This window comes from Haemophilus parainfluenzae (genome assembly GCF_036288925.1).
GTDB lineage: Bacteria > Pseudomonadota > Gammaproteobacteria > Enterobacterales > Pasteurellaceae > Haemophilus_D.
On record NZ_CP127167.1, the window covers coordinates 2,093,066 to 2,113,271 of the forward strand.

The following is a 20,206-nucleotide window of genomic DNA, read 5'->3' on the forward strand; positions in this document are numbered from 1 at the left end:
AAGGAGATAAATCACTTTATCTCCTTTCTCATTATTTAATCATTAATTACTGACCTTGCGCTGCTGCACCCATCATTAACATAAATAACACGCCTTGAACTTGCTCTTCTGGAATCACTTGACCATTAAGTTTAAGTTCGCCCTTTTCAAGCACTAAGTTAAGCGTCACATTTTTATCATTATTTACCACAATATTTTGTGCTGCCGCTTGTTTAGCTTGCTCTTCAATTTGTGCTTTAATCAAAGCTCTCTCTTCTTCTGGTACAAATTGTGCAAGATTTTTTTCAACCATTTCTTTATCTACGTGAATATTTAACGCAAAATCCGTAAATTGTTTATATAAACTCCCCGCCATTAAATCAAATTTCGGATCTTTCGCTAACGCCACATTTAAATCTAATGAGACTTTACCCTGACTATTTGAAATTGAAATAGGGTTGAGTTTAATTTGAGGCTGATTATTAAAAATAGCCATACCATGATTTTCAGCCCATGAACTTAAAATTTCAGATACCATTTCCTGATTAGCATTTTCATCATCACTGACTGATTTGAAGACGGTGAAGAGTGCTTCAATTAACGCATTAGCCGCATTTGCTTCAATATGATTTAACTCGCTATTGTAAGTTAATTTTCCAAAATCCTTCCCATCAATAGCTATCGAGTCTACCGTATTTTCACTTTTAGCACTCACGAAATCGCCGTCGAGTGAAATATCAGATATTGCTTTAAAACCCTTTTGGACTACAGTGCTCTCTTTTCCAGCATAATCGAGCGTAGCCATTTCAAAACTGTCAACTAAAGAAGTAGCTTTCCCCGTATAAATGTAAGCCCACTTAGTTGGATTATATGAGCCTTCGACTTTCATGCCTTTCATTTTCATTGTGATTGATTTAGGTATATCTTCGCTATCGTGTTTCTCCATAACTTCTGACAAGACGGTAGCACTCACTTCATTCAAGACGGTAGCACTCACTTCATTTAAGGTCATATCATATTTGCCAGCGAGATCTTTATTGACATCAAAGCCCATATTGATATTTGACCAAGTGACTTTAGTTCTTGGTGACTCTGGATCAGTTAGCTCCCCCCCCGCTAATTCAACTTTACCTTTTGTCGATAAGTTATAGCTAGTAGTGGCTTGATATTGAACAGGTTTATCTGATTTAAGTAAATCAAATAAAGGTTGGGTTGTTTCATTTTTACCAATCACACCTTGTGCTGAAAACATTACTGGCATGAAATTAAATTTGGTTAATTGATCGAGTGGGAATGGTCCATGATAAAGTTTCGTTGAAAGGGGAATAGTGAATACTTTCCCTTCTTTAGGTAAAGAAATAACCACTTCATCTTCTACTTGAGAGGTAAAGAAACCGCGTTCAAACTGTTTATTTTGATAAACAACTTTAAATGAATCAGATAAGCCTAAAGCTTGAGCTTGTTTATTTGCTAATTCAATTTGGCGTAAATATTCAGTTTGTGCTTTTTCCCCGGTAAACCAAGCCCCACCGACACCTACCGCACCGAGAGCCACAATCACACCTAATGCTACGACTGATTTTTTCATTTCGATTCCTTTGTTAAATTAATAGATGATTAAAATTGTCGACAATTTACCACAAAACACAAATTTTTTCTTATTTTTTCAAAATAATTTTATATTTCCCCCTTGAACTTTGTTCAGCTGGACTTATTTTGTGAAACAAGAACGGAAATGACCGCACTTTAAAAGGAAGAAAAAATTTAAATCTTGCCTCTTGAAATGCGGAAAAGTATCCACATCTTATTCATCGTAATGATTTACAACGAATTTAAAATTTACTTAGGAGTAACAAAATGGGAAAAATTATTGGTATTGACTTAGGTACAACAAACTCTTGTGTGGCAGTAATGGATGGTGATAAACCACGCGTAATTGAAAACGCAGAAGGTGATCGCACTACTCCGTCAATTATTGCTTATACAAATGATAACGAAATTTTAGTGGGTCAACCGGCAAAACGCCAAGCAGTGACCAACCCGAAAAATACATTATTTGCAATTAAACGTTTAATCGGTCGTCGTTTTGACGATGCTGAAGTAAAACGTGATATCGACATTATGCCATTTGAAATCACCAAAGCAGACAACGGTGATGCATGGGTAAATGTAAAAGGTGACAAACTTGCGCCTCCACAAATCTCTGCAGAAGTATTGAAAAAAATGAAGAAAACTGCAGAAGATTTCTTGGGTGAGCCAGTAACTGAAGCAGTAATCACTGTTCCCGCATACTTTAACGATGCTCAACGTCAAGCGACAAAAGATGCAGGTCGTATCGCTGGTTTAGAAGTTAAACGTATCATCAACGAACCAACAGCAGCAGCATTAGCTTACGGTTTAGATAAAGGCCAAGGCAACAAAACTATCGCAGTATATGACTTAGGTGGTGGTACATTCGACTTATCTATCATCGAAATTGATGAAGTAGGTGGCGAAAAAACCTTTGAAGTATTGGCAACCAACGGTGATACTCACTTAGGTGGTGAAGACTTCGATAACCGTGTAATCAACTACTTAGTAGATGAGTTCAAAAAAGAACAAGGCGTTGATTTACGTAATGACCCACTTGCAATGCAACGTTTAAAAGAAGCGGGCGAAAAAGCGAAAATTGAACTTTCTTCTGCACAACAAACTGATGTGAACTTACCTTACATCACTGCAGATGCAACAGGTCCTAAACACTTAAACATCAAATTAACTCGCGCTAAATTAGAATCTTTAGTAGAAGATTTAGTGGCGAAATCACTTGAGCCTGTAAAAGTGGCATTAAACGATGCGGGTTTAAGTGCATCACAAATTGATGATGTTATTCTAGTGGGCGGTCAAACCCGTATGCCATTAGTACAACAAAAAGTAGAAGAATTCTTCGGTAAAGCACCTCGTAAAGATGTGAACCCAGATGAAGCCGTTGCTATCGGTGCAGCAGTTCAAGGTGGTGTATTAGCAGGTGATGTAACTGATGTATTATTGTTAGACGTAACACCGTTATCTTTAGGTATCGAAACCATGGGTGGTGTAATGACTACCTTAATTGAGAAAAACACGACGATTCCAACTAAGAAATCACAAGTGTTCTCAACAGCAGAAGATAACCAAAGTGCAGTAACCATTCACGTGTTACAAGGTGAACGTAAACAAGCATCAGCGAATAAGTCTTTAGGCCAATTCAACCTTGAAGGTATTAACCCTGCTCCACGCGGTATGCCACAAATTGAAGTAACCTTCGACATCGACGCTGACGGTATTATCCACGTTTCTGCGAAAGATAAAGGTACAGGTAAAGAACAACAAATCACCATCAAAGCCTCTTCGGGTTTAAGTGATGAAGAAATTCAACAAATGGTTCGTGATGCAGAAGCAAATGCTGAAGCAGACCGTAAATTTGAAGAATTAGTACAAGCGCGAAACCAAGCAGATCACCTTGTACACAGCACACGTAAACAATTAGAAGAAGCAGGTGACAAAGTTCCAGCTGAAGATCGTGCCGCAATTGAAAGCGCATTAAGCGATTTAGAAACTGCAGCGAAAGGTGAAGATAAAGCAGCAATCGAAGCTAAACTTCAAGCACTTGCAGAAGTGGCTCAAAAACTTGCTCAAGCTGCACAACCACAAGGTGATGCACAACAAGCTCAAAGTAGCAATCCAAATGATGATGTTGTTGATGCTGAGTTTGAAGAAGTGAAAGACAATAAATAATTCACCGCTCTTCTTACCATAAACAAAGGGCGTGGAAACACGCCCTTTTGGTGTATCTAACAAGTTCCCCTCTTTAGAAAAGAGGGGGGGGGGAGGGGTGATTTGATAGCGATATCAAATTTTCTTATGAGCTAAATTTACTTCTGCCAAATCTCCCCCCGCCCCTCTTTGCTAAAGAAGGGAGTATGTTACAAGCGGTCAAATTTACCCAGAATTTTGTAAATTTAAGTAATGGTTATGCCACTTACACTTTATCCACTTGCTAAAATTCGTACGCATAACACAAAGGAAAATCCCGCAGAAAAGATTGGACAGCTTTGGCAGAATAATTTTACCAAATTGCCTCAAAATGAGCCTTATTATGGTGTTTATCTGAATTACGAATCGGATTTTACGGGCTATTATGATGTTGCTGTTGCTCAAGAAAGTAAACCTGAAGGCAGTTTTTCAACCATTGAAATTGAAGATCTGACTTGGTATGAAATCTTCCCTACGACTTATAAATCAGTAGTTCAAACGTGGCAACATATTTGGAATAAAGAAAAGCAAGGCTTATTAAAACGTGCTTATAACGTGGATTTTGAAAAATATTATCCAAATGGAAAAGTGGATATTTACATTTCAATTTGCCCACATTGCTAAAAATAGCGAATGTAAGCGGTCAGAAATGACAAAATATTTGCAAATAAAAATACGGAAACATTATGGCAAAGAAAGATTATTACGACGTTCTTGGTGTTGAACGTGGCGCAGATGAAAAAGCAATTAAACGTGCTTACAAAAAACTCGCCATGCAATATCACCCTGATAGAACCAAAGGTGATAAAGCCAAAGAAGAAAAATTTAAAGAAATCCAAGAAGCCTATGAAATCTTAGGCGATAAAGAAAAGCGTGCTGCTTACGATCAATACGGTCATGCAGCCTTTGAACAAGGCGGCATGGGAGGCGGTGGCTTCAGTGGTGGATTCAGCGGCGCTGATTTTGGTGATATTTTTGGTGATATGTTCGGCGATATCTTTGGCGGTGGCGGACGTGGTCGTCAGCGTGTAGTTCGCGGTGAAGATTTACGATATGACATCCAAATTACGTTAGAAGAAGCCGTAAAAGGTACAACCAAAGACATCCAAATCAATACGCTTGCTCACTGTGATAGCTGCGATGGCACTGGTGCAGAAAAAGGCTCAAAAGTTGAAACATGTCCAAGCTGTCATGGTTCTGGTCGTATTCGTCGTCAACAAGGTTTCTTCGTAACCGAAGCCGTTTGTCCTACTTGTCATGGTTCTGGTAAGAAAATTGAAAAACCATGTAAAAGCTGCCATGGCGAAGGTCGTGTTCACAAGAAGAAAAACCTTTCTGTTAAGATCCCAGCAGGTGTGGATACCGGCAACCAATTACGTTTAAGCGGCGAAGGTGCAGCGGGCGAAAATGGTGCACCTGCAGGCGATTTATATGTGGTGATTCACGTTAAAGAACATCATATCTTCGAACGTGATGGAAACAACCTCTACTGCGAAGTGCCAATCAGTTTCTCAATGGCTGCGTTAGGTGGTGAAATTGAGGTCCCAACCTTAGACGGTAAAGTGAAACTCAAAATCCCTCCTGAAACCCAAACAGGCAAACTCTTCCGTATGCGTGGTAAAGGGGTGAGCTCTACTCGTAGCGGCTACGCAGGCGATCTTATTTGTCGCGTAGTGATTGAAACACCGGTGAACTTAAATAAAGAACAAAAAGAATTATTAGAAAAACTGGAAGAAAGTTTGAAAGGACAAAAATCGCATAGTCCGAAATCTTCAAGCTTTTTAGATGGTGTGAAGAAATTCTTTGATAACTTAGGTAAGTAAACCTAAACAGAAAGTGCGGTCAATTTTAAAACTGTTTTGAAATTGACCGCACTTTTACTTTATACGACTGAAATGGCTTTTATTTGCACATAAACATCCATGCCTTGAGCGAAATGCAATTCATTAAACGCCCATTTACTGATACTTGCCCAAACTTTATGCCCCTCCACCAACACCGCAATGTCAATGCGATTCTCTTGCGGAACGATTTGTACTATTTGCCCACGTAAGATATTACGAATGCTCGTTTGCTCTGGCTTGCTGAGAGTGAGTGATACATCGGAACTATAAATACAGACGCGCACTTTTTCATTCGCTTGATGATGCACTTCGTTAATCCAAAGCTGTTGTTCGCCTAAAGAAAGTGCGGTCATTTTATAGGTTGGATTATGCAAATAGACAGGCAACGCCAACACACTACTCTGCTCCGATTCACCTTTCCAAGGGGCAAATAACGGACTGTTCCAGACATTTTCTAAGGTGTCATAGGCTTTCACTTTGCCATTTTCCATCAGCACAACGCGATCGGCCAAACGTAATAATTCGTCCAAACTGTGCGTCACATATAAAATCGGCACATTAATTTCTTTGGATAAGCTTTCCAAATATTGCATAAGCTCACGTTTGCGAGGCACATCTAAAGCAGAAAGCGGTTCATCCATCAGCAAAATATCAGGATCCGTTAATAAGGCTCGCCCAATCGCCACACGTTGTTTTTCTCCGCCTGATAAAGTAAGCGGATAGCGTTTGAGCAACGGTTCAATACCAAGTAGCTGAACGATATAGTCAAAATCTTCATGGCTGACATTCTTCATGCCATAACGTAAATTGCCTTTGACATTGTAATGCGGGAATAAACGCGCATCTTGGAATACATAACCGATTTTGCGCTGATGCACAGGGAGATTCTCACCGTTCTCCACATCCACCAAAGTGCGGTCATTTAAACGAATAAATCCTTGATCGGGATGAGTTAAACCACTCACCAAGTTAATCAATGAGGTTTTACCCGAACCTGACAAACCAAAAATAGCCGTCACACCTTGAGTTGGCAACTGCAGATCCGCACGTAAGGTCAAGCGACCTAATTGTTGTTGTACATTAATGTGTAGCATCGCCCTGCCCCAATTTTTTCTGCATCCGTTTGCTCAATGCTTCGGAAAGCAATAAAGAAATTAATGAAAGGATCACCGCAAACAAACAAAGGCGTGCAGTTTGTGCTTCGGCGCCTGGTGTTTGGATAAACGAATACATTGCTAAAGGAATGGTTTGAGTTTCCCCCGCAATATTAGATACGAAGGTAATGGTTGCACCAAACTCTCCTAAAGAGCGAGCAAACCCTAATACTAAACCTGCCAATACACCAGGTAGAGAAAGGGGCAATGTAATCGTAAAAAAGACTCGCCAAGGCGAAGCGCCAAGCGTCTGTGCAGCTTGCTCTAATTTAAAATCAATGCTTTCTAAGGAAAGACGTATCGCTCGTACGACCAATGGAAATGCCACCACCGCTGAAGCTAATACAGCCCCTTTCCAGCTAAAGCCGAAGGATAAGCCAAACCATTGATATAAATACTTGCCAATAAATCCATTACGTCCCATGGCGACTAATAATAAATAACCGATAACCACTGGCGGCAATACCAAAGGCAGATGAATAATTCCTGTAATCAAAGACTTACCGTAAAATTCCTTACGAGCCACTAACCAAGCAATAAAAATTGCGAAGGGCAAACTCCAAAGCATAGAACTCAATGCAACACTCATGCTTAAGTGAATCGCATCCCATTCCATCGGGCTTAATTGAAACCAAGAGAGCAAAATATTTCCTTGTGTATATGTCGATATGTCGAAATTTCTTTAGAGATAACAAAAAGGACAGTTGCCTGTCCTTTCTTTATAAAGTCTAGCTCATTATTTCACAGAGAAACCATATTCAACAAATATTTTTTTCGCTGCGCTCGATTCTAAGTAATTAAGGAAATCACGGGTATCCGCATTGTCATGATCTTTTAAAATCGCAACGGGATATTCAACCGGTTTATAACTGTCTTTCGGGAATACACCGACTGCTTTCACGTCTTTACTCACTTTCGCATCGGTACTATACACAATACCATAAGGGGCTTCAGCACGTTCAACTAAGGCTAATGCACCACGTACGTCTTTCGCACGCGCTAATTTATCTTTAACTTGATCCCATAAATTCAATTTGGTTAATGATTCTTCTGCATATTGTCCTGCAGGAACGTGCGCAGGATCACCTACGGATAAATAGCTGTCTTTTAAGCCTTTGATCCATTCACCTTTGGCAATATCCACTGAATTAACAGCACTTTTAGCCGGCGCAATTAATACTAATTCATTGCCTGCTAATACTTTTTCAGTTTCTTTTACAGTGAGATTTTTGTCTGATAAATATTTCATCCATTTGTTGCTAGCTGAAATAAATAAGTCTGCAGGTGCACCTTCTTCAACTTGTTTTGCAAGGGTGGAAGAAGAAGCAAAAGAGAAAACCACGGTATTATTTGGCTTCTCAGTTTGGTATTGATTCGCAATTTGTTGTAACGCATCAGTCATTGAAGCAGCAGCAAACACAGTCACTTTTGCTGATGCAGCAAAAGATACGCCCATGCCTGCAATTAAAAGTGCGGTTGCAAATTTAGTTAATTTCATTATTTATCTCCTATATAAATGAAACTATATATAAAAAAATATACTACGAGTAAATTATAACTTGAATTTTCAAATAAGCATACAGAAAAACTTAAAGATCAAGTAAAATAAACAGAATTGTGTATTAGGAGGAGATGATGAAACAAACTGAAATTTTACTGACGATCAAACTTCATCAAGAATTATTTATTGATCCAAAACGTGTTCGCCTCTTAAAAGAAATTAAAGAATGTGGCTCAATCAACCAAGCAGCTAAAAATGCGAAAGTGAGCTATAAAAGTGCTTGGGATCACCTTGAGGCGATGAATAAAATCAGTCCCAAACCGCTTTTAGAACGCAATATTGGTGGAAAAAATGGGGGCGGTACTTCATTAACCACTTATGCCGAGCGTTTACTGCAGCTTTATGATTTGCTCGAACAAACACAGGAACACGCTTTTCATATTCTGCAAGATGAGACGATCCCACTAAACAGTCTACTTTCAGCAACGGCAAAATTCTCCTTACAAAGTAGCGCGCGTAATCAATTTTTCGGTAAGGTGGCAAGCCAACATATCGTTGACTCCCGCTGCATTGTTGCAGTAAATATTCAGGATTTAGCTCATCCATTACATGTTTCAATCACAATGCGCAGTGCTGAGCGTCTCAGACTCATTACTGAAAAAGAAGTGATGGTGATGTTTAAAGCCCCTTGGGTGAAAATTAGTGCTACCCCATTAGAAGAAAAAAATAACCTTTTCCAAGCAACAATTCTTTCAATAGAAAACGAAGAAGCCATTGTGCAATTAAAGCACAGCTCAATTGAATTTTGTGCCAGCATTCATAGCAAAGATGGTTGGAAAGTGGGACAAGATGTGTGGTTACATGTGGATCCAGAACAGATCATTCTAGCGACATTGAAATAATCCTCAAACAAAAAGTGCGATCAAAATTTATCGCACTTTATTATTTGCGCTTATAACGCAATCTCATCAATCGAGCGTCCAAAACTTGGTAAAAAGACTTGCAAAAAATAATCCATTTCTTGGCTGTGCCATTGTTCCATTAGATGTTCTAAGCGTTTTTTCGCGGTTTTAAATTCATGGTTACCATGCTCTAATTCAAATTGAGCTTTAATATACGCACAAATCAAGTCCGCTTGTTTTACTAAATGCTTTTCTTCTGGGCTAAATTGCTCACTATCTAAATATGGAGCAAAACTCTCTTGCAATTCAGTCGGGAGCAAACTAATTAAATGCAATTCTGCAGCTGCTTCAATATCTTTATAAGCATGCGTGATTTCAGAGTTGAAATACTTAATTGGGGTCGGTAAATCACCAGTGAAAATTTCAGAGGTATCATGATACATCGCCATCACTGCAATACGTTCAGGATTGACTTTACCATCAAAAAAGTGATTTTTAATAATGGCTAAAGCTTGTGCTACAAAGGCTACTTGCAAGCTATGCTCCGCCAAGTTTTCCTTTTCAATATTGCGCATTAATGACCAACGCTGAATTAAGCGAAGACGATCTAAACAGGCAAAAAAGTGGCTGGTTTTAACTTCCACAATACATCCTTAATTAAACGGTAACTCTTCAATAATCACAGGAAGATCAATTACTTTACCTAAGCGAGAAACGGTAACAATGACCTCTGTATGCGGTTTAGTATCACTGATAATTTGCATCATTTCACGAATAGAGAGGTTATCTTGTTTATTTAACCGCAAAATCACATCACCGACTTGTATACCTGCTTTTGCGGCAGGACTATTGGCGGTCACGCCAGTAATCACGATACCACCGTTTGAGTTAGAAGTAATTTCACTTTGCACCCCAAAATAACCACGAATCACGCGTCCATCGCGAATAATTTTATATAACACATCATTTGCAATACTAATTGGAATCGCAAAATTCAGCCCTTCTGCAATTTCATTGGCTGTTTTACCAATACTTAACGTGCTGATCCCCACTAATTCGCCCGCAGAGTTAATCAACGCGCCACCAGAGTTACCACGGTTAATTGATGCATCTGTTTGAATAAAGTTTTGACGACCTAAAGAATCCCCTACGGCACTACGCCCTACCGCACTGATAATCCCTTGGGAAACACTTTGACCGAGGTTATACGGGTTACCAATAGCAAGAGCAATATCACCAACTCGTACCTGGCGTTCTTTATTTTGCGGAATGGTAGAAAGATTGGTTGCTTTGATTTTTAATACCGCAAGATCCGTCAAATTATCCGAACCAATTAAATTCGCTTCATAAATATTGCCGTTTTGCAGTGCCACCACAATTTGATCCGCATTTTGGATAACGTGTTTATTGGTAAGAATATAACCGTCTTTGGTCATAATCACGCCAGAACCTAAGTTATTTACCTGTAATTGATCGCTATCATTAATGCTGGCAGAAGAAAAAGATCGGTTGTACACGTTCACCACAGCAGGCGAAGCAATTCTCACTGCACTATTGAATGAAACAATATCATCAGCAGAGAAAAGGCTGCTGTTATTGAGCTTAGGAACGGCAAATAAAATAACGCCTGCCGCAGCAAGCCCCCAAAGGGCGGAATGGAAAAGTTTTTTAAACATTTTTATTCTTTTATTAATAAGTTAGGTAAATAACTGAGCTTTAAATCATCCCCAATTCTTTCACATTCTTGCAATTGCCACAATGGGGCATCCGCAAGTTTTTCTAAATGCGGGAGTTGGCATAATCCTCGAGCGTTATCCCCCAAGAGTTTCGGGGCGACATAAATGATTAATTCATCTACAGCATGTTGTTCAATCAGGCTTCCCGCTAAATTGGCGCCCACTTCAACCCAAATGGAATTCACTTGTCTCTTGCCTAATTCTGTCATCAATAGATCGAAATCATAGTTTTCTGGCAGTAACATTTGCTCACAGAAATCAGGGAATAGAGACATATCTCGTGGAATTGAACCCACAAGCCAAACTGGCGAATGGGTGCGGAATAATTGATGACTTGGTTGAACTCGAATTTTAGAATCTAAGATTATGCGAATAGGCTGACGCACAGTATCTTCAGCATATTCCGCTTTTAGATCGTCGGGGAATTGATTCCAACGCACGTTCAAGCTTGGATCATCGGCTAACACGGTAGCACTTGTAGATAAAAGTGCGGTCGCTTTGGCTCGCATTTTTTGTACATCCGCACGGGCTGCTTCACCCGTGATCCACTTGCTTTCACCGCTCGCCATAGCTGTTCGGCCATCTAAACTCATGGCTAATTTTAGCTGTACATAAGGCTTGCCAGTTCTCATACGTTTGAGAAAACCTTTATTTAAAGCTTCTGCTTGTTCGTTCAATAAATTGACCGCACTTGGTATGCCTGCATCGGCTAACATTTTTAAGCCCTTGCCCGCCACTTGAGGATTAGGATCAGCCATGGCTGCGACAACTCGACTGACACCCGCTTCAATTAAACCTAATGCACAAGGCGGTGTACGACCATAATGAGAACAAGGTTCAAGCGTCACATAAGCAGTTGCGCCTTTCGCTTTCTCACCGGCATCTGCCAACGCTACTCGTTCTGCATGAGGCTGACCGGCTTTAAAATGAAACCCTTTCCCGACAATTTCACCGTTTTTAACCAACACACATCCTACGGATGGATTCGGCGTAGTGGTGTACTGCCCTTTTGCTGCAAGCTCAAGAGCCAGTTGCATAAATTTCACGTCATCAGGGGAAAAGGTGTCACTCATATTAATCCTTTAAGCTTTCAATTTCTTTGGTAAATTCATTGATATTATCAAAGCTCAAATAAACGGACGCAAAACGGATATACGCCACTTTATCTAATTCTTTCAGCTCATTCATGGCTAATTTACCTACGAGATGACTTGGTACTTCTCGTTCACCCGTCGCACGTAATTGGATAATAATATGGCTGATGGCTTTTTCCACATCATCCGAACTTACTGGGCGTTTTTCTAATGCATGTTGAATACCGCTACGCAATTTATCTTCGTTAAACGGCTCGCGTGACCCATCATTTTTAATAATTTTTGGCACCACTAATTCGGCCGTTTCAAAGGTGGTAAAGCGTTCATGACAATTCCCGCATTCCCGACGACGACGTACTTGATACCCATCAGAAACCAAACGGCTGTCAATCACCTTAGTTTCTTCAGTTGAACAAAACGGACAACGCATTTTAGATCCTTTTCAAAATTATTCTTAAGCCATTATCTTATCAAAAATCCAAGATCTTTTCGATCTGAAGATCCGCTTTAAGACAACATTTCTCCAAACCAAGATGTGGTTTGTTTCACCAACTGCAAAAGGCCTTTCTCTGATTTAAATTGTTCTGTTTGCCCTAACACCCTCGCCCAATAAGGATCAGCTTTTCCATAGCCATAAGGATCATCTTTCGCAAGGGATTCGATATTCGTCAAAACATTGTCAAATTTGACCGCACTTTCATCTTTTTCAATAAACTTCGCTATATTTTCCGTTGGAATGAGCTGAATTTGTTGCTGGCTTTGTAAATAAGCCTCTACATACATTTTCAGTTTCTCAAGTGCGGTTGATTTTTCTATTGTTTTTAATGTTAAATCCTTATCTTTAGCGATAATACGTGGTGGCAGTGCCTGCTCTTTTGTCGCCAGTTGAATGAGATAATAGAGCCATGGGCGAATACGATAACGCTCTTTATATTTTGCAAATCGCCATTCGATTATCTGATTTTCATCGCCAAATAATGGCTCCATATAGCCAAACAAGCGAATACTGCCTTGTGCCGTTTCCACCACAAAATCAACACTCTCACTGTGGGGTGAAGAATAATCCTTAATTTTCTCTTTAAAAGCCAATACATCAGCACGAATGGATTGCGCACAAACTTCCGCAAACTCGCCGCGTGGCATGATGCCTTTTACTCGCTGTTTGGCGAAATAATCGTTAAATTTCGCTTCCTCTAAATGCAATAACTCATTACTAATGCGATAATGATCCAAACCATTTAACGTAAAGTTTTCACTTTCTTCAATGCGATCATCTTCATCTCGGAAATATACGCCAAGCTGCTTTTCAAAAAAGAATTTCACTGGATTTTCAACAAAACTCACAAAACGATCGAGTTCAATTTCCGTTATTGGCTCTTGATTTTCTGCCATCGGCACAACAAATTCATGACATTTTCTTTCTTGGAATTGCGCAATCGGTAGCCATTTTTTTGCAAAAGAGCGGTTAATTTTCCCTTCATTTTGGAAATTACTTGGGCTAAACGCCGTCATTGGATGTTGTTCAATTCTCAAGCCATTGTCTGAATAATGATTAATATAATCAATTAACTGGCTCACCAATACTGAAGGCTCTTTGGGTTGATTATCAATAATTGAACAACCCACATAACTCACATAAAAATGAGATCTTGCGGCCAGCAAGGCTTCAAGGAATAAGTAACGATCATCATCTCGACGAACACGATCGCCTTTTTGATGATGATATTGCATCAAGTCAAAACTATTTGGTGTATGACTGCGTGGGTAATCTGCCTCATTCATCCCAAGCAAACACACCACTTTGAAAGGAATAGAACGCATTGGTAAAAGCGTGCAGAAATTCACTTTCCCCGCTAAGAAACGAAGGCTGTTTGGTGTTTCTTCTAAACGAGCAGACATCACTTCCGCAATCACATCCGCTTGCAAGGTTTCTTCAAAATTGACGGTCTGCAAATCATCGGCAAAGGCATTGATACAATCTTGAATATAAAATAAGGTATCCGCTGTTTCTTCATTTTGCACAAAGAAATCCATCAAAAGTGCGGTCAATTTTTCACGCCATTTTTCAATATTGTGTGCCTTTTGCAAATCTTGATGCCATTTATTTAAGGCCGTAAAAAATTGATTCACTGCACCAACTAACTGCCCTTTCAATCCATAGCTACTATCAAGTCCAAGGCTGTCTTGCCAAACACCTTGCTCTTCACGCATCGCATAGCCTAAAGTCATACGTTCAAGCCCCGCCTGCCACGCATTAAAATTCAGTGTGTTCTGCAGTTTTTCTAAACCAAAGCGAATACCCGACTCTTTCACCCATTCACGAATTTGTTCGAGATCTGCAAGCGCAATGTTAAAACGATCACGGATAGCAGGAATATCCAATAAAGCCAGTACTTCTTCCGCGCCAAACTGACTTTCTCTTAAATTTAACAGGGAAAGATAACTCGACACGATCACATCACTTTCAGACAATTTACTGTCAGAAATTGAGAATGGAATAACAGGTGCGTCCGCACTATTCGCACCAAAGACAGCCTGAATATAAGGCGTATATTGGTTAACATCGGCCACCATGACCACCACATCTTTTGGTGTAATCTGTTCTTCTTTTGGTTTATGTTGATTCTGATTGAATAAATCCAACAAATAATCATGCAACACTTCAACTTCTCGCATCGCGCTATGGCAAGATTTCACGACCAAAGAGCGGTCATTTTTCGCGACATTTAATGCACCATGACTTAACGTCAAAATTTGATTTTGGATCTGCCCTAACAACGTTTTTTCGGGAAGTTCTGCATAGTAATCACGGGAAATAGCTTGAATATTCTCCTCATCTCGCACTAATTGATAGAGAAAATCCCGTCCCATTTTTCCCCAAGAGGCTAAAAGCGGATTTCCGCTGAACAATTCTTCTTGTTGATTGGTGTAATCAAGGTTAGCAGATTCCCATGACACTTGCTCGGCTGAAATTAAAGGCTTCACATCATCACTTGCTTGCACGAAACGCTGTCTTTCTAATAAATAGGATTTACTCAGATCTCGCAAGTCGCCCCAATATTCTTGACATGGATTATTGAAGAATAAATGCACGTCTGTTTTAGCTGAAATACCTTGGAAAATATTGAGATAAACCGTTGGCAATGCTGGAATACCAAAAATAAAAATACGTTCCGGCAAGTTGAGTGTCGCATTGGGATCACGACATAATGCTAAAAATTGTTGATTGAGTGCAGCACGATGCTTTGCTTTTCCACCGAAATCACGTTGAACATCATCCACCAAGGCTCGCCATAAAATTCCCTGCCAGTGAATATTGCCTTTAATTTGAGAAAGAAAGGTAGGATTTAATGCCGAAAGCCCCTGCTTTTGCTGATCAATTTGAGCCAAGATCTTTTCATCGTTATTTTCCTCCCATGCAGCAATCCATTCGGGACGATAGACGAGATATTGGTCAAATAAATCGGCAACTTTTAGGCTTAATTGATAAAGCTTTTGCTGTTCTGATGCAGGTGAAGACGCTAAATATTTTTTTAATGGTTCAAATTCTTTTTGCTGTAAAAAGGTAGGGATTAATCGCATTAATCGCCATAACGTTGAATCTTTTTCAAAAGGGTTTTGCGTAGAAACATTCGGCAAATTATCGGCGTAAAGTTTCCAAATAAAACTGGAAGGCATGGGGAATTGGAAATTCGCTGCAACGCCGCGTTTTTTAGCCATTTCCATTTGCAACCATTGTGCCATACCTGGACTTTGCACCAACACAATGTCAGATTGAAACGGATCATGTTGCGGTAAATTTTCCAACAGCGAAACTAAAATATCCTTTTGAATTTCTGGTTGGTTTGAATAATAAGTAACGAACAAAGTAACGCCCTTTTGAAAGCAAAAACAATGCGTTATTTTACTCGGTTTTCAATAAAAATTCACCTTGAGGATAGCGTATATTCACTTGATGATGACTGCATTGAATTGCAAATTGAATGCCATTTTGTTCTACGCTATTTTCACAAGACAAGCCTAAAAACTGACGTTGAGCCTGATTTTCAGCGATTTGAATCGCCTGAAATTCTTGAAAAATTCTGACCGCACTTTTTCGTTGCTCAGTCGTCCATCGGTTAAAAATCAAAAATAACCCGCTGAAAATCGATAAGGCTAATAAAAGTGACATTAACGACATGCCTTTATTCACTTTGATCTTGCGCACTCAAATCACTCCAACTTTTATCCACCAAACGCCATTGGCTATATTCTTGTACGAGTTTTGTCACCACGGCTTTACCGTAAGCTACCGTCACGCCTCCCTCCAACTTAAGAGAGCCTCCAGTAATCACAGCACCGCTAATACGCCCTTTGCCGATTAAACTTAAATCTCCTTCTGCTAGCAGAATACCACTCACATTCCCTTTAATTTCTAATTGGCTTTGCGTTATCCAATACACTTGTGGTGTTTTTTGAACAGTTAAAGTAGTATCTACTTTCACAAAGTGCGGTTGAAAATCAGCTTGTTTTTCGCTGGAAATAAAATCTCGCAGCATATTTTCATTAATGCCTTTTGTGGGCGATTTCTTAAACAACTCTGCACGTTTACACCAAACAGAATAGGCCACTTTATCCTCTGCCCCTGAAGACTCGAAAAAGATTTGTTTCACTTTTTCAGTACCATTTAAAGGCAAGTTTTGGCAAATGTGTGTTTGTTGTTGCTGACTGATTTTCTGTAAAGGAAGGCTCTGTTCTACGTAATATTTTCGCAAACTCATTTGAGCTCGAAAAAACGCAAAGATCTGTTCATCAAATAATAAGATCAGCGCCAATAAGCCCGAAAGTAAAATCAGTGCCGTCAGTGTCACAATCCCTTTTTTCATCATTCTTCTTGATTTAATAAAGGCACCACAAGCGAAGTTTCATATTGAATATGCTTATGTGTTGCAAGATTTCCCGCGAGTTTGATTTCAATCCCTTTCCCTGCCTTTAACCAATCAAAACGTAATTGAGAAATCTCAAACTCTTTTTCATCCAATAAATCTGTCCATCCACCACCAGCATTACAAGTAGATTGCATTAGAGCACGCTGACATTCTTCCGAGCGACAATCTGCATTTACCGCATTTTTATAAGTTTGTTTGGTTTCGATCATTTTGCCGTTAAGTTTGTAACCAAATAGCTCTTTTTCGATATTTTTTGCCACATTTTTAACGCCATTTACGCAGGTATTTTTTGTGTATTTTTCACCAATACAACCATTAGTATTTAAATCATAAAAAAACAAGACACAACTATTTGATGGTGCATTGTCTGCTTGAGCAATGGTTATTGAAGTACCCTTTTCGTCTAATTCGAATAAAACCAGATTATCCTCGATGAGTTTTTGGTTTACGGCTCGAAAACCTACGCGACGCAGATCTTTACCGATGAGTTGAATGGTACGTTGCAATTCAGACTGTAATTTGAGTTGTAACATTAAACGCTGATTTTGCTGTTGAGTTTGGGCATAAAATTGTGCAACTAATAACAATAATAAAGCGGATAAGCCAAGTGAAATCAACAAACTCACCAATGTTTCGCCTTTTAATGGTTTCATCTTGTACATGCACTCGCTGCTTGATCAGACTTTAATTTAATACTGCCTACATTGAAAAAAGAGAACAATGTTCGATGCTCTTCAGCCTGTAACATAAAACAATTCGTTTCCATGGTATTTCTGGCCCCATTAAATTTCACCGCCACTTCTGACGGATATAATTTAGGGCCGATAAGCATCGTTTTTTCTTCAAAATAAGGATAGTAAAAATGCGCATAAAGGTTTTTAGGACAATTCTGGGGATGAAAACAATCACAAAAATGATCGCTTTTTACTTGAGCTGTGATACACCAACGTTGATTTGCTGTATCTCGATTGGCCAAAATAAACCAAATCGCCGATGAGTTTTCTGCCCTCGCTTGAATATTACGTAAGAAAAAATAAAGCCGTTGTTGCTCTTTTTCAAGAAAATATTTGGGATCGTTTTTCTGCCATTTAGGCAATACAAACGCTAACGTTAAGCTTAAAATAAATAACGCAATCAAGGTTTCTAATAAGGTTATCCCTTTATACATAAAATGCCTTCTTTTTTGACCGCACTTTAAAAGTCCTTTAGAAGAAAGCCAAATTGGCTACTTTATTTTTGCGATACCGATCGCAAATTTCCTTTAAAAAATGGGAAAAACCGTGAATTAAACATTTTCAACTGGCTATTTACTAAAACTCCCTTATAATAGGCGACCTATTTATCTGTTCTTTAAAATCTGGTGGAAATATGAATCCAATGTTAAATATCGCTATTCGTGCGGCACGAAAAGCGGGCAACGTGATTGCTAAAAACTATGAGCGCCGTGATGACATCCAAACAAGTAAAAAAGGTATTAATGATTATGTGACTAGCGTCGATAAAGCCGCTGAAGCTGAGATCATTGAAATTATTCAGAAATCTTATCCTGATCATACAATTATCAGTGAAGAGCGTGGTGCATTAGAAGGCAAAGACAGTGATATTCAATGGGTGATTGATCCACTAGATGGCACAACCAACTTTGTAAAAGGCTTGCCACATTTCTCTGTTTCTATTGCTATCCGTGTAAAAAACCGTACCGAAGTGGGAGTGGTTTACGATCCTATTCGTAATGAATTATTCACTGCTGTGCGTGGCGAAGGCGCAAAATTAAATGAAGTGCGTTTACGTGTAGATAGCCAAAATGAACTTAACGGGGCGATTTTAGCCACCGGTTTCCCATTCAAACAACCAAGCTTGATGCCAACTCAATTTGCTATCATGAATAACTTAATTGATGAAGCAGCCGATTTCCGTCGTACGGGTTCTGCCGCATTAGACCTTTGTTATGTCGCTTCAGGTCGCGTTGATGGTTATTTCGAAATGGGCTTAAAACCTTGGGATTGCGCAGCGGGTGATTTAATCGTACGTGAAGCTGGCGGTTTAGTGTGTGATTTCAATGCGGGTCATGGCTATTTACGCTCAGGCAACATCGTGGCTGCTCCAGCACGTATTTTAAAAGAAATACTAAATAAAATTCAGCCTTGCCTAACGGAACAAGTTAAGTAAACCTTAACAAAAGTGCGGTGAAATTTCACCGCACTTTTTTTATGACTAATTTCTGTCGAGTGGCTTTCTATTTTCTTCCGTTTCTGGCTCAAGATCTAATTTAGCCATGAGCAGCTGATCGCCATCTTCTTCTGGGTTGCCTGTCACTAACAATTTATCGCCATAGAAAATGGAATTTGCGCCAGCCATAAAGCACATGGCTTGCATTTCTTCACTCATGCCTTGACGACCTGCTGAAAGGCGAACATAACTTTTCGGCATAGTAATACGCGCAACGGCAATAGTGCGAACAAACTCTGTCCAATCTAAATCAGCTGCATCTGCCATTGGTGTGCCTTCTACTTTCACTAATTGGTTAATTGGCACGGACTCTGGCTGCGGATCAAGATTTGCCAAACTTGCAATGAGACCAGCTCGCTCTTTACGGGTTTCGTTCATGCCCACAATACCACCACAGCAAACTTTTAAACCAACACGACGAACTTTTCCTAACGTACTTAAACGATCATCAAAACGGCGTGTACCAATGACATTGTGATAATTCTCTGGCGCGGTATCAAGATTGTGGTTGTAATAATCCAATCCCGCATCTTTTAACTCTTCCGCCATACCATCTTGCAACAACCCAAAGGTGCCGCAAGTTTCTAAGCCAATATCTTTTACCGCACGAATAATCGCCGTCACTTTTTCCATATCTTTAGGCTTAGGACCACGCCATGCTGCGCCCATACAAAAACGTCCTGCACCACGTGCTTTCGCAATTTTGGCTTTTTCGACAATTTCATCGATATCCAAGATCTGCTGATTTTGCACGCCGGTTTGATAACGTGCCGATTGCGGGCAATAACCACAATCCTCTGGACAGCCACCCGTTTTAATCGACATCAACGTCGATAACTGTATCGCACCAGGGTTGAAATGCTCTCGATGCACTTGAGCCGCACGATAGACTAATTCTAAAAACGGTGTTTCAAACAACGCTTCGACTTTACAAACAGACCAATACTCTACTGATGGATGGGGCGTAATAGATGAAAGCTGTACTACATTTGTTGTGGTCATTATATTTTCCTCGTTTAAGCTATGTAGCTTTTATTAAGTTGAGCATATTACTCTGCAATATGA

19 protein-coding genes are annotated in these 20,206 nt (G+C 39.6%); 5 read left to right on the forward strand and 14 right to left on the reverse strand.

What is annotated here, in order from left to right; genetic code table 11:
• Positions 1-46: 46 nt before the first annotated feature.
• Positions 47-1,567, reverse strand: coding sequence for a YdgA family protein (locus QQS40_RS10530; RefSeq protein ID WP_329505220.1), 1,521 nt, complete (start codon positions 1,565-1,567; stop codon positions 47-49).
• A gap of 269 nt (positions 1,568-1,836) precedes the next feature.
• On the opposite strand from QQS40_RS10530, the gene dnaK reads away from it, so the two are divergent.
• The 3 genes from dnaK to dnaJ all read left to right on the forward strand — a co-directional run bounded on the left by dnaK (position 1,837) and on the right by dnaJ (position 5,576).
• On the forward strand, positions 1,837-3,735 hold the full coding sequence (dnaK, locus tag QQS40_RS10535) for a molecular chaperone DnaK (RefSeq protein WP_329505222.1): 1,899 nt from the start codon (positions 1,837-1,839) through the stop codon (positions 3,733-3,735).
• A gap of 237 nt (positions 3,736-3,972) precedes the next feature.
• Positions 3,973-4,377: a GyrI-like domain-containing protein gene (locus tag QQS40_RS10540; protein ID WP_289902448.1), complete on the forward strand. Its 405-nt coding sequence runs from the start codon at positions 3,973-3,975 to the stop codon at positions 4,375-4,377.
• A gap of 62 nt (positions 4,378-4,439) precedes the next feature.
• Positions 4,440-5,576 carry a molecular chaperone DnaJ gene (dnaJ, locus tag QQS40_RS10545; RefSeq protein WP_329505226.1) on the forward strand — a complete coding sequence of 379 codons (1,137 nt, stop codon included), beginning with the start codon at positions 4,440-4,442 and terminating at the stop codon, positions 5,574-5,576.
• A 59-nt stretch (positions 5,577-5,635) separates the two neighbouring features.
• Here the strand turns inward: dnaJ and modC are convergent, their stop codons facing one another.
• The 3 genes from modC to modA form a co-directional block, all read right to left on the reverse strand.
• On the reverse strand, positions 5,636-6,691 hold the full coding sequence (gene modC / locus QQS40_RS10550) for a molybdenum ABC transporter ATP-binding protein ModC (RefSeq protein WP_070592391.1): 1,056 nt from the start codon (positions 6,689-6,691) through the stop codon (positions 5,636-5,638).
• A complete protein-coding gene (modB, locus tag QQS40_RS10555; protein ID WP_049355375.1) occupies positions 6,678-7,367 on the reverse strand; it encodes a molybdate ABC transporter permease subunit in 690 nt (229 codons plus the stop codon). The genes modC and modB overlap by 14 nt, the downstream gene beginning before the upstream one ends.
• A 120-nt stretch (positions 7,368-7,487) precedes the next feature.
• The gene (gene modA, locus QQS40_RS10560; protein WP_128787091.1) at positions 7,488-8,252 is read right to left on the reverse strand and encodes a molybdate ABC transporter substrate-binding protein; all 765 of its coding nucleotides are present in this window, start codon (positions 8,250-8,252) and stop codon (positions 7,488-7,490) included.
• 134 nt (positions 8,253-8,386) lie between these two features.
• Between modA and modE the strand changes: the two genes are divergently transcribed.
• A complete protein-coding gene (gene modE, locus QQS40_RS10565) occupies positions 8,387-9,154 on the forward strand; it encodes a molybdenum-dependent transcriptional regulator ModE (protein WP_149785903.1) in 768 nt (255 codons plus the stop codon).
• 50 nt (positions 9,155-9,204) lie between these two features.
• Here the strand turns inward: modE and yfbR are convergent, their stop codons facing one another.
• From yfbR to QQS40_RS10610, 9 genes are all read right to left on the reverse strand, one after another.
• Positions 9,205-9,801, reverse strand: coding sequence for a 5'-deoxynucleotidase (gene yfbR, locus QQS40_RS10570; RefSeq protein ID WP_128787090.1), 597 nt, complete (start codon positions 9,799-9,801; stop codon positions 9,205-9,207).
• A gap of 6 nt (positions 9,802-9,807) precedes the next feature.
• Positions 9,808-10,830, reverse strand: a complete 1,023-nt coding sequence (degS, locus tag QQS40_RS10575) for an outer membrane-stress sensor serine endopeptidase DegS (protein WP_128787089.1) — start codon at positions 10,828-10,830, stop codon at positions 9,808-9,810.
• Positions 10,831-10,832: 2 nt separating this feature from the next.
• On the reverse strand, positions 10,833-11,963 hold the full coding sequence (ribD, locus tag QQS40_RS10580; protein ID WP_329505231.1) for a bifunctional diaminohydroxyphosphoribosylaminopyrimidine deaminase/5-amino-6-(5-phosphoribosylamino)uracil reductase RibD: 1,131 nt from the start codon (positions 11,961-11,963) through the stop codon (positions 10,833-10,835).
• 1 nt (position 11,964) lies between these two features.
• Positions 11,965-12,414 carry a transcriptional regulator NrdR gene (gene nrdR / locus QQS40_RS10585; protein WP_005695670.1) on the reverse strand — a complete coding sequence of 150 codons (450 nt, stop codon included), beginning with the start codon at positions 12,412-12,414 and terminating at the stop codon, positions 11,965-11,967.
• A 77-nt stretch (positions 12,415-12,491) separates the two neighbouring features.
• Positions 12,492-15,851, reverse strand: a complete 3,360-nt coding sequence (gene recC, locus QQS40_RS10590; protein ID WP_297569274.1) for an exodeoxyribonuclease V subunit gamma — start codon at positions 15,849-15,851, stop codon at positions 12,492-12,494.
• A 37-nt stretch (positions 15,852-15,888) separates the two neighbouring features.
• A complete protein-coding gene (locus QQS40_RS10595; protein WP_049364346.1) occupies positions 15,889-16,155 on the reverse strand; it encodes a DUF5374 domain-containing protein in 267 nt (88 codons plus the stop codon).
• A gap of 13 nt (positions 16,156-16,168) precedes the next feature.
• On the reverse strand, positions 16,169-16,849 hold the full coding sequence (locus QQS40_RS10600) for a DUF2572 family protein (RefSeq protein ID WP_289902453.1): 681 nt from the start codon (positions 16,847-16,849) through the stop codon (positions 16,169-16,171).
• The gene (locus tag QQS40_RS10605) at positions 16,849-17,565 is read right to left on the reverse strand and encodes a hypothetical protein (protein WP_369866785.1); all 717 of its coding nucleotides are present in this window, start codon (positions 17,563-17,565) and stop codon (positions 16,849-16,851) included. The genes QQS40_RS10600 and QQS40_RS10605 overlap by 1 nt, the downstream gene beginning before the upstream one ends.
• On the reverse strand, positions 17,562-18,080 hold the full coding sequence (locus QQS40_RS10610; protein ID WP_297569283.1) for a prepilin-type cleavage/methylation domain-containing protein: 519 nt from the start codon (positions 18,078-18,080) through the stop codon (positions 17,562-17,564). Before QQS40_RS10610 ends, QQS40_RS10605 begins: the two co-directional genes overlap by 4 nt.
• A 200-nt stretch (positions 18,081-18,280) precedes the next feature.
• Here QQS40_RS10610 and suhB point away from each other — a divergent pair, with 200 nt between their 5' ends.
• Positions 18,281-19,081: an inositol-1-monophosphatase gene (gene suhB, locus QQS40_RS10615; RefSeq protein WP_289902456.1), complete on the forward strand. Its 801-nt coding sequence runs from the start codon at positions 18,281-18,283 to the stop codon at positions 19,079-19,081.
• A 45-nt stretch (positions 19,082-19,126) separates the two neighbouring features.
• On the opposite strand, the gene bioB is transcribed toward suhB, so the two are convergent.
• Positions 19,127-20,143 carry a biotin synthase BioB gene (gene bioB, locus QQS40_RS10620; protein WP_102704187.1) on the reverse strand — a complete coding sequence of 339 codons (1,017 nt, stop codon included), beginning with the start codon at positions 20,141-20,143 and terminating at the stop codon, positions 19,127-19,129.
• Positions 20,144-20,206: the final 63 nt, after the last annotated feature.

Bases quoted from the DNA above. Each gene is read 5' to 3' on its own strand.
- QQS40_RS10540 (WP_289902448.1), top strand. From the start codon at position 3,973: ATGCCACTTACACTTTATCCACTTGCTAAAATTCGTACGCATAACACA.
- modC (WP_070592391.1), bottom strand. From the start codon at position 6,691: ATGCTACACATTAATGTACAACAACAATTAGGTCGCTTGACCTTACGT.
- QQS40_RS10530 (WP_329505220.1), bottom strand. From the start codon at position 1,567: ATGAAAAAATCAGTCGTAGCATTAGGTGTGATTGTGGCTCTCGGTGCG.
- QQS40_RS10605 (WP_369866785.1), bottom strand. From the start codon at position 17,565: ATGAAACCATTAAAAGGCGAAACATTGGTGAGTTTGTTGATTTCACTT.
- ribD (WP_329505231.1), bottom strand. From the start codon at position 11,963: ATGAGTGACACCTTTTCCCCTGATGACGTGAAATTTATGCAACTGGCT.
- nrdR (WP_005695670.1), bottom strand. From the start codon at position 12,414: ATGCGTTGTCCGTTTTGTTCAACTGAAGAAACTAAGGTGATTGACAGC.
- dnaK (WP_329505222.1), top strand. From the start codon at position 1,837: ATGGGAAAAATTATTGGTATTGACTTAGGTACAACAAACTCTTGTGTG.
- QQS40_RS10595 (WP_049364346.1), bottom strand. From the start codon at position 16,155: ATGTCACTTTTATTAGCCTTATCGATTTTCAGCGGGTTATTTTTGATT.
- modB (WP_049355375.1), bottom strand. From the start codon at position 7,367: ATGGAATGGGATGCGATTCACTTAAGCATGAGTGTTGCATTGAGTTCT.
- modE (WP_149785903.1), top strand. From the start codon at position 8,387: ATGAAACAAACTGAAATTTTACTGACGATCAAACTTCATCAAGAATTA.
- dnaJ (WP_329505226.1), top strand. From the start codon at position 4,440: ATGGCAAAGAAAGATTATTACGACGTTCTTGGTGTTGAACGTGGCGCA.
- degS (WP_128787089.1), bottom strand. From the start codon at position 10,830: ATGTTTAAAAAACTTTTCCATTCCGCCCTTTGGGGGCTTGCTGCGGCA.
- suhB (WP_289902456.1), top strand. From the start codon at position 18,281: ATGAATCCAATGTTAAATATCGCTATTCGTGCGGCACGAAAAGCGGGC.
- bioB (WP_102704187.1), bottom strand. From the start codon at position 20,143: ATGACCACAACAAATGTAGTACAGCTTTCATCTATTACGCCCCATCCA.
- QQS40_RS10610 (WP_297569283.1), bottom strand. From the start codon at position 18,080: ATGTATAAAGGGATAACCTTATTAGAAACCTTGATTGCGTTATTTATT.
- QQS40_RS10600 (WP_289902453.1), bottom strand. From the start codon at position 16,849: ATGAAAAAAGGGATTGTGACACTGACGGCACTGATTTTACTTTCGGGC.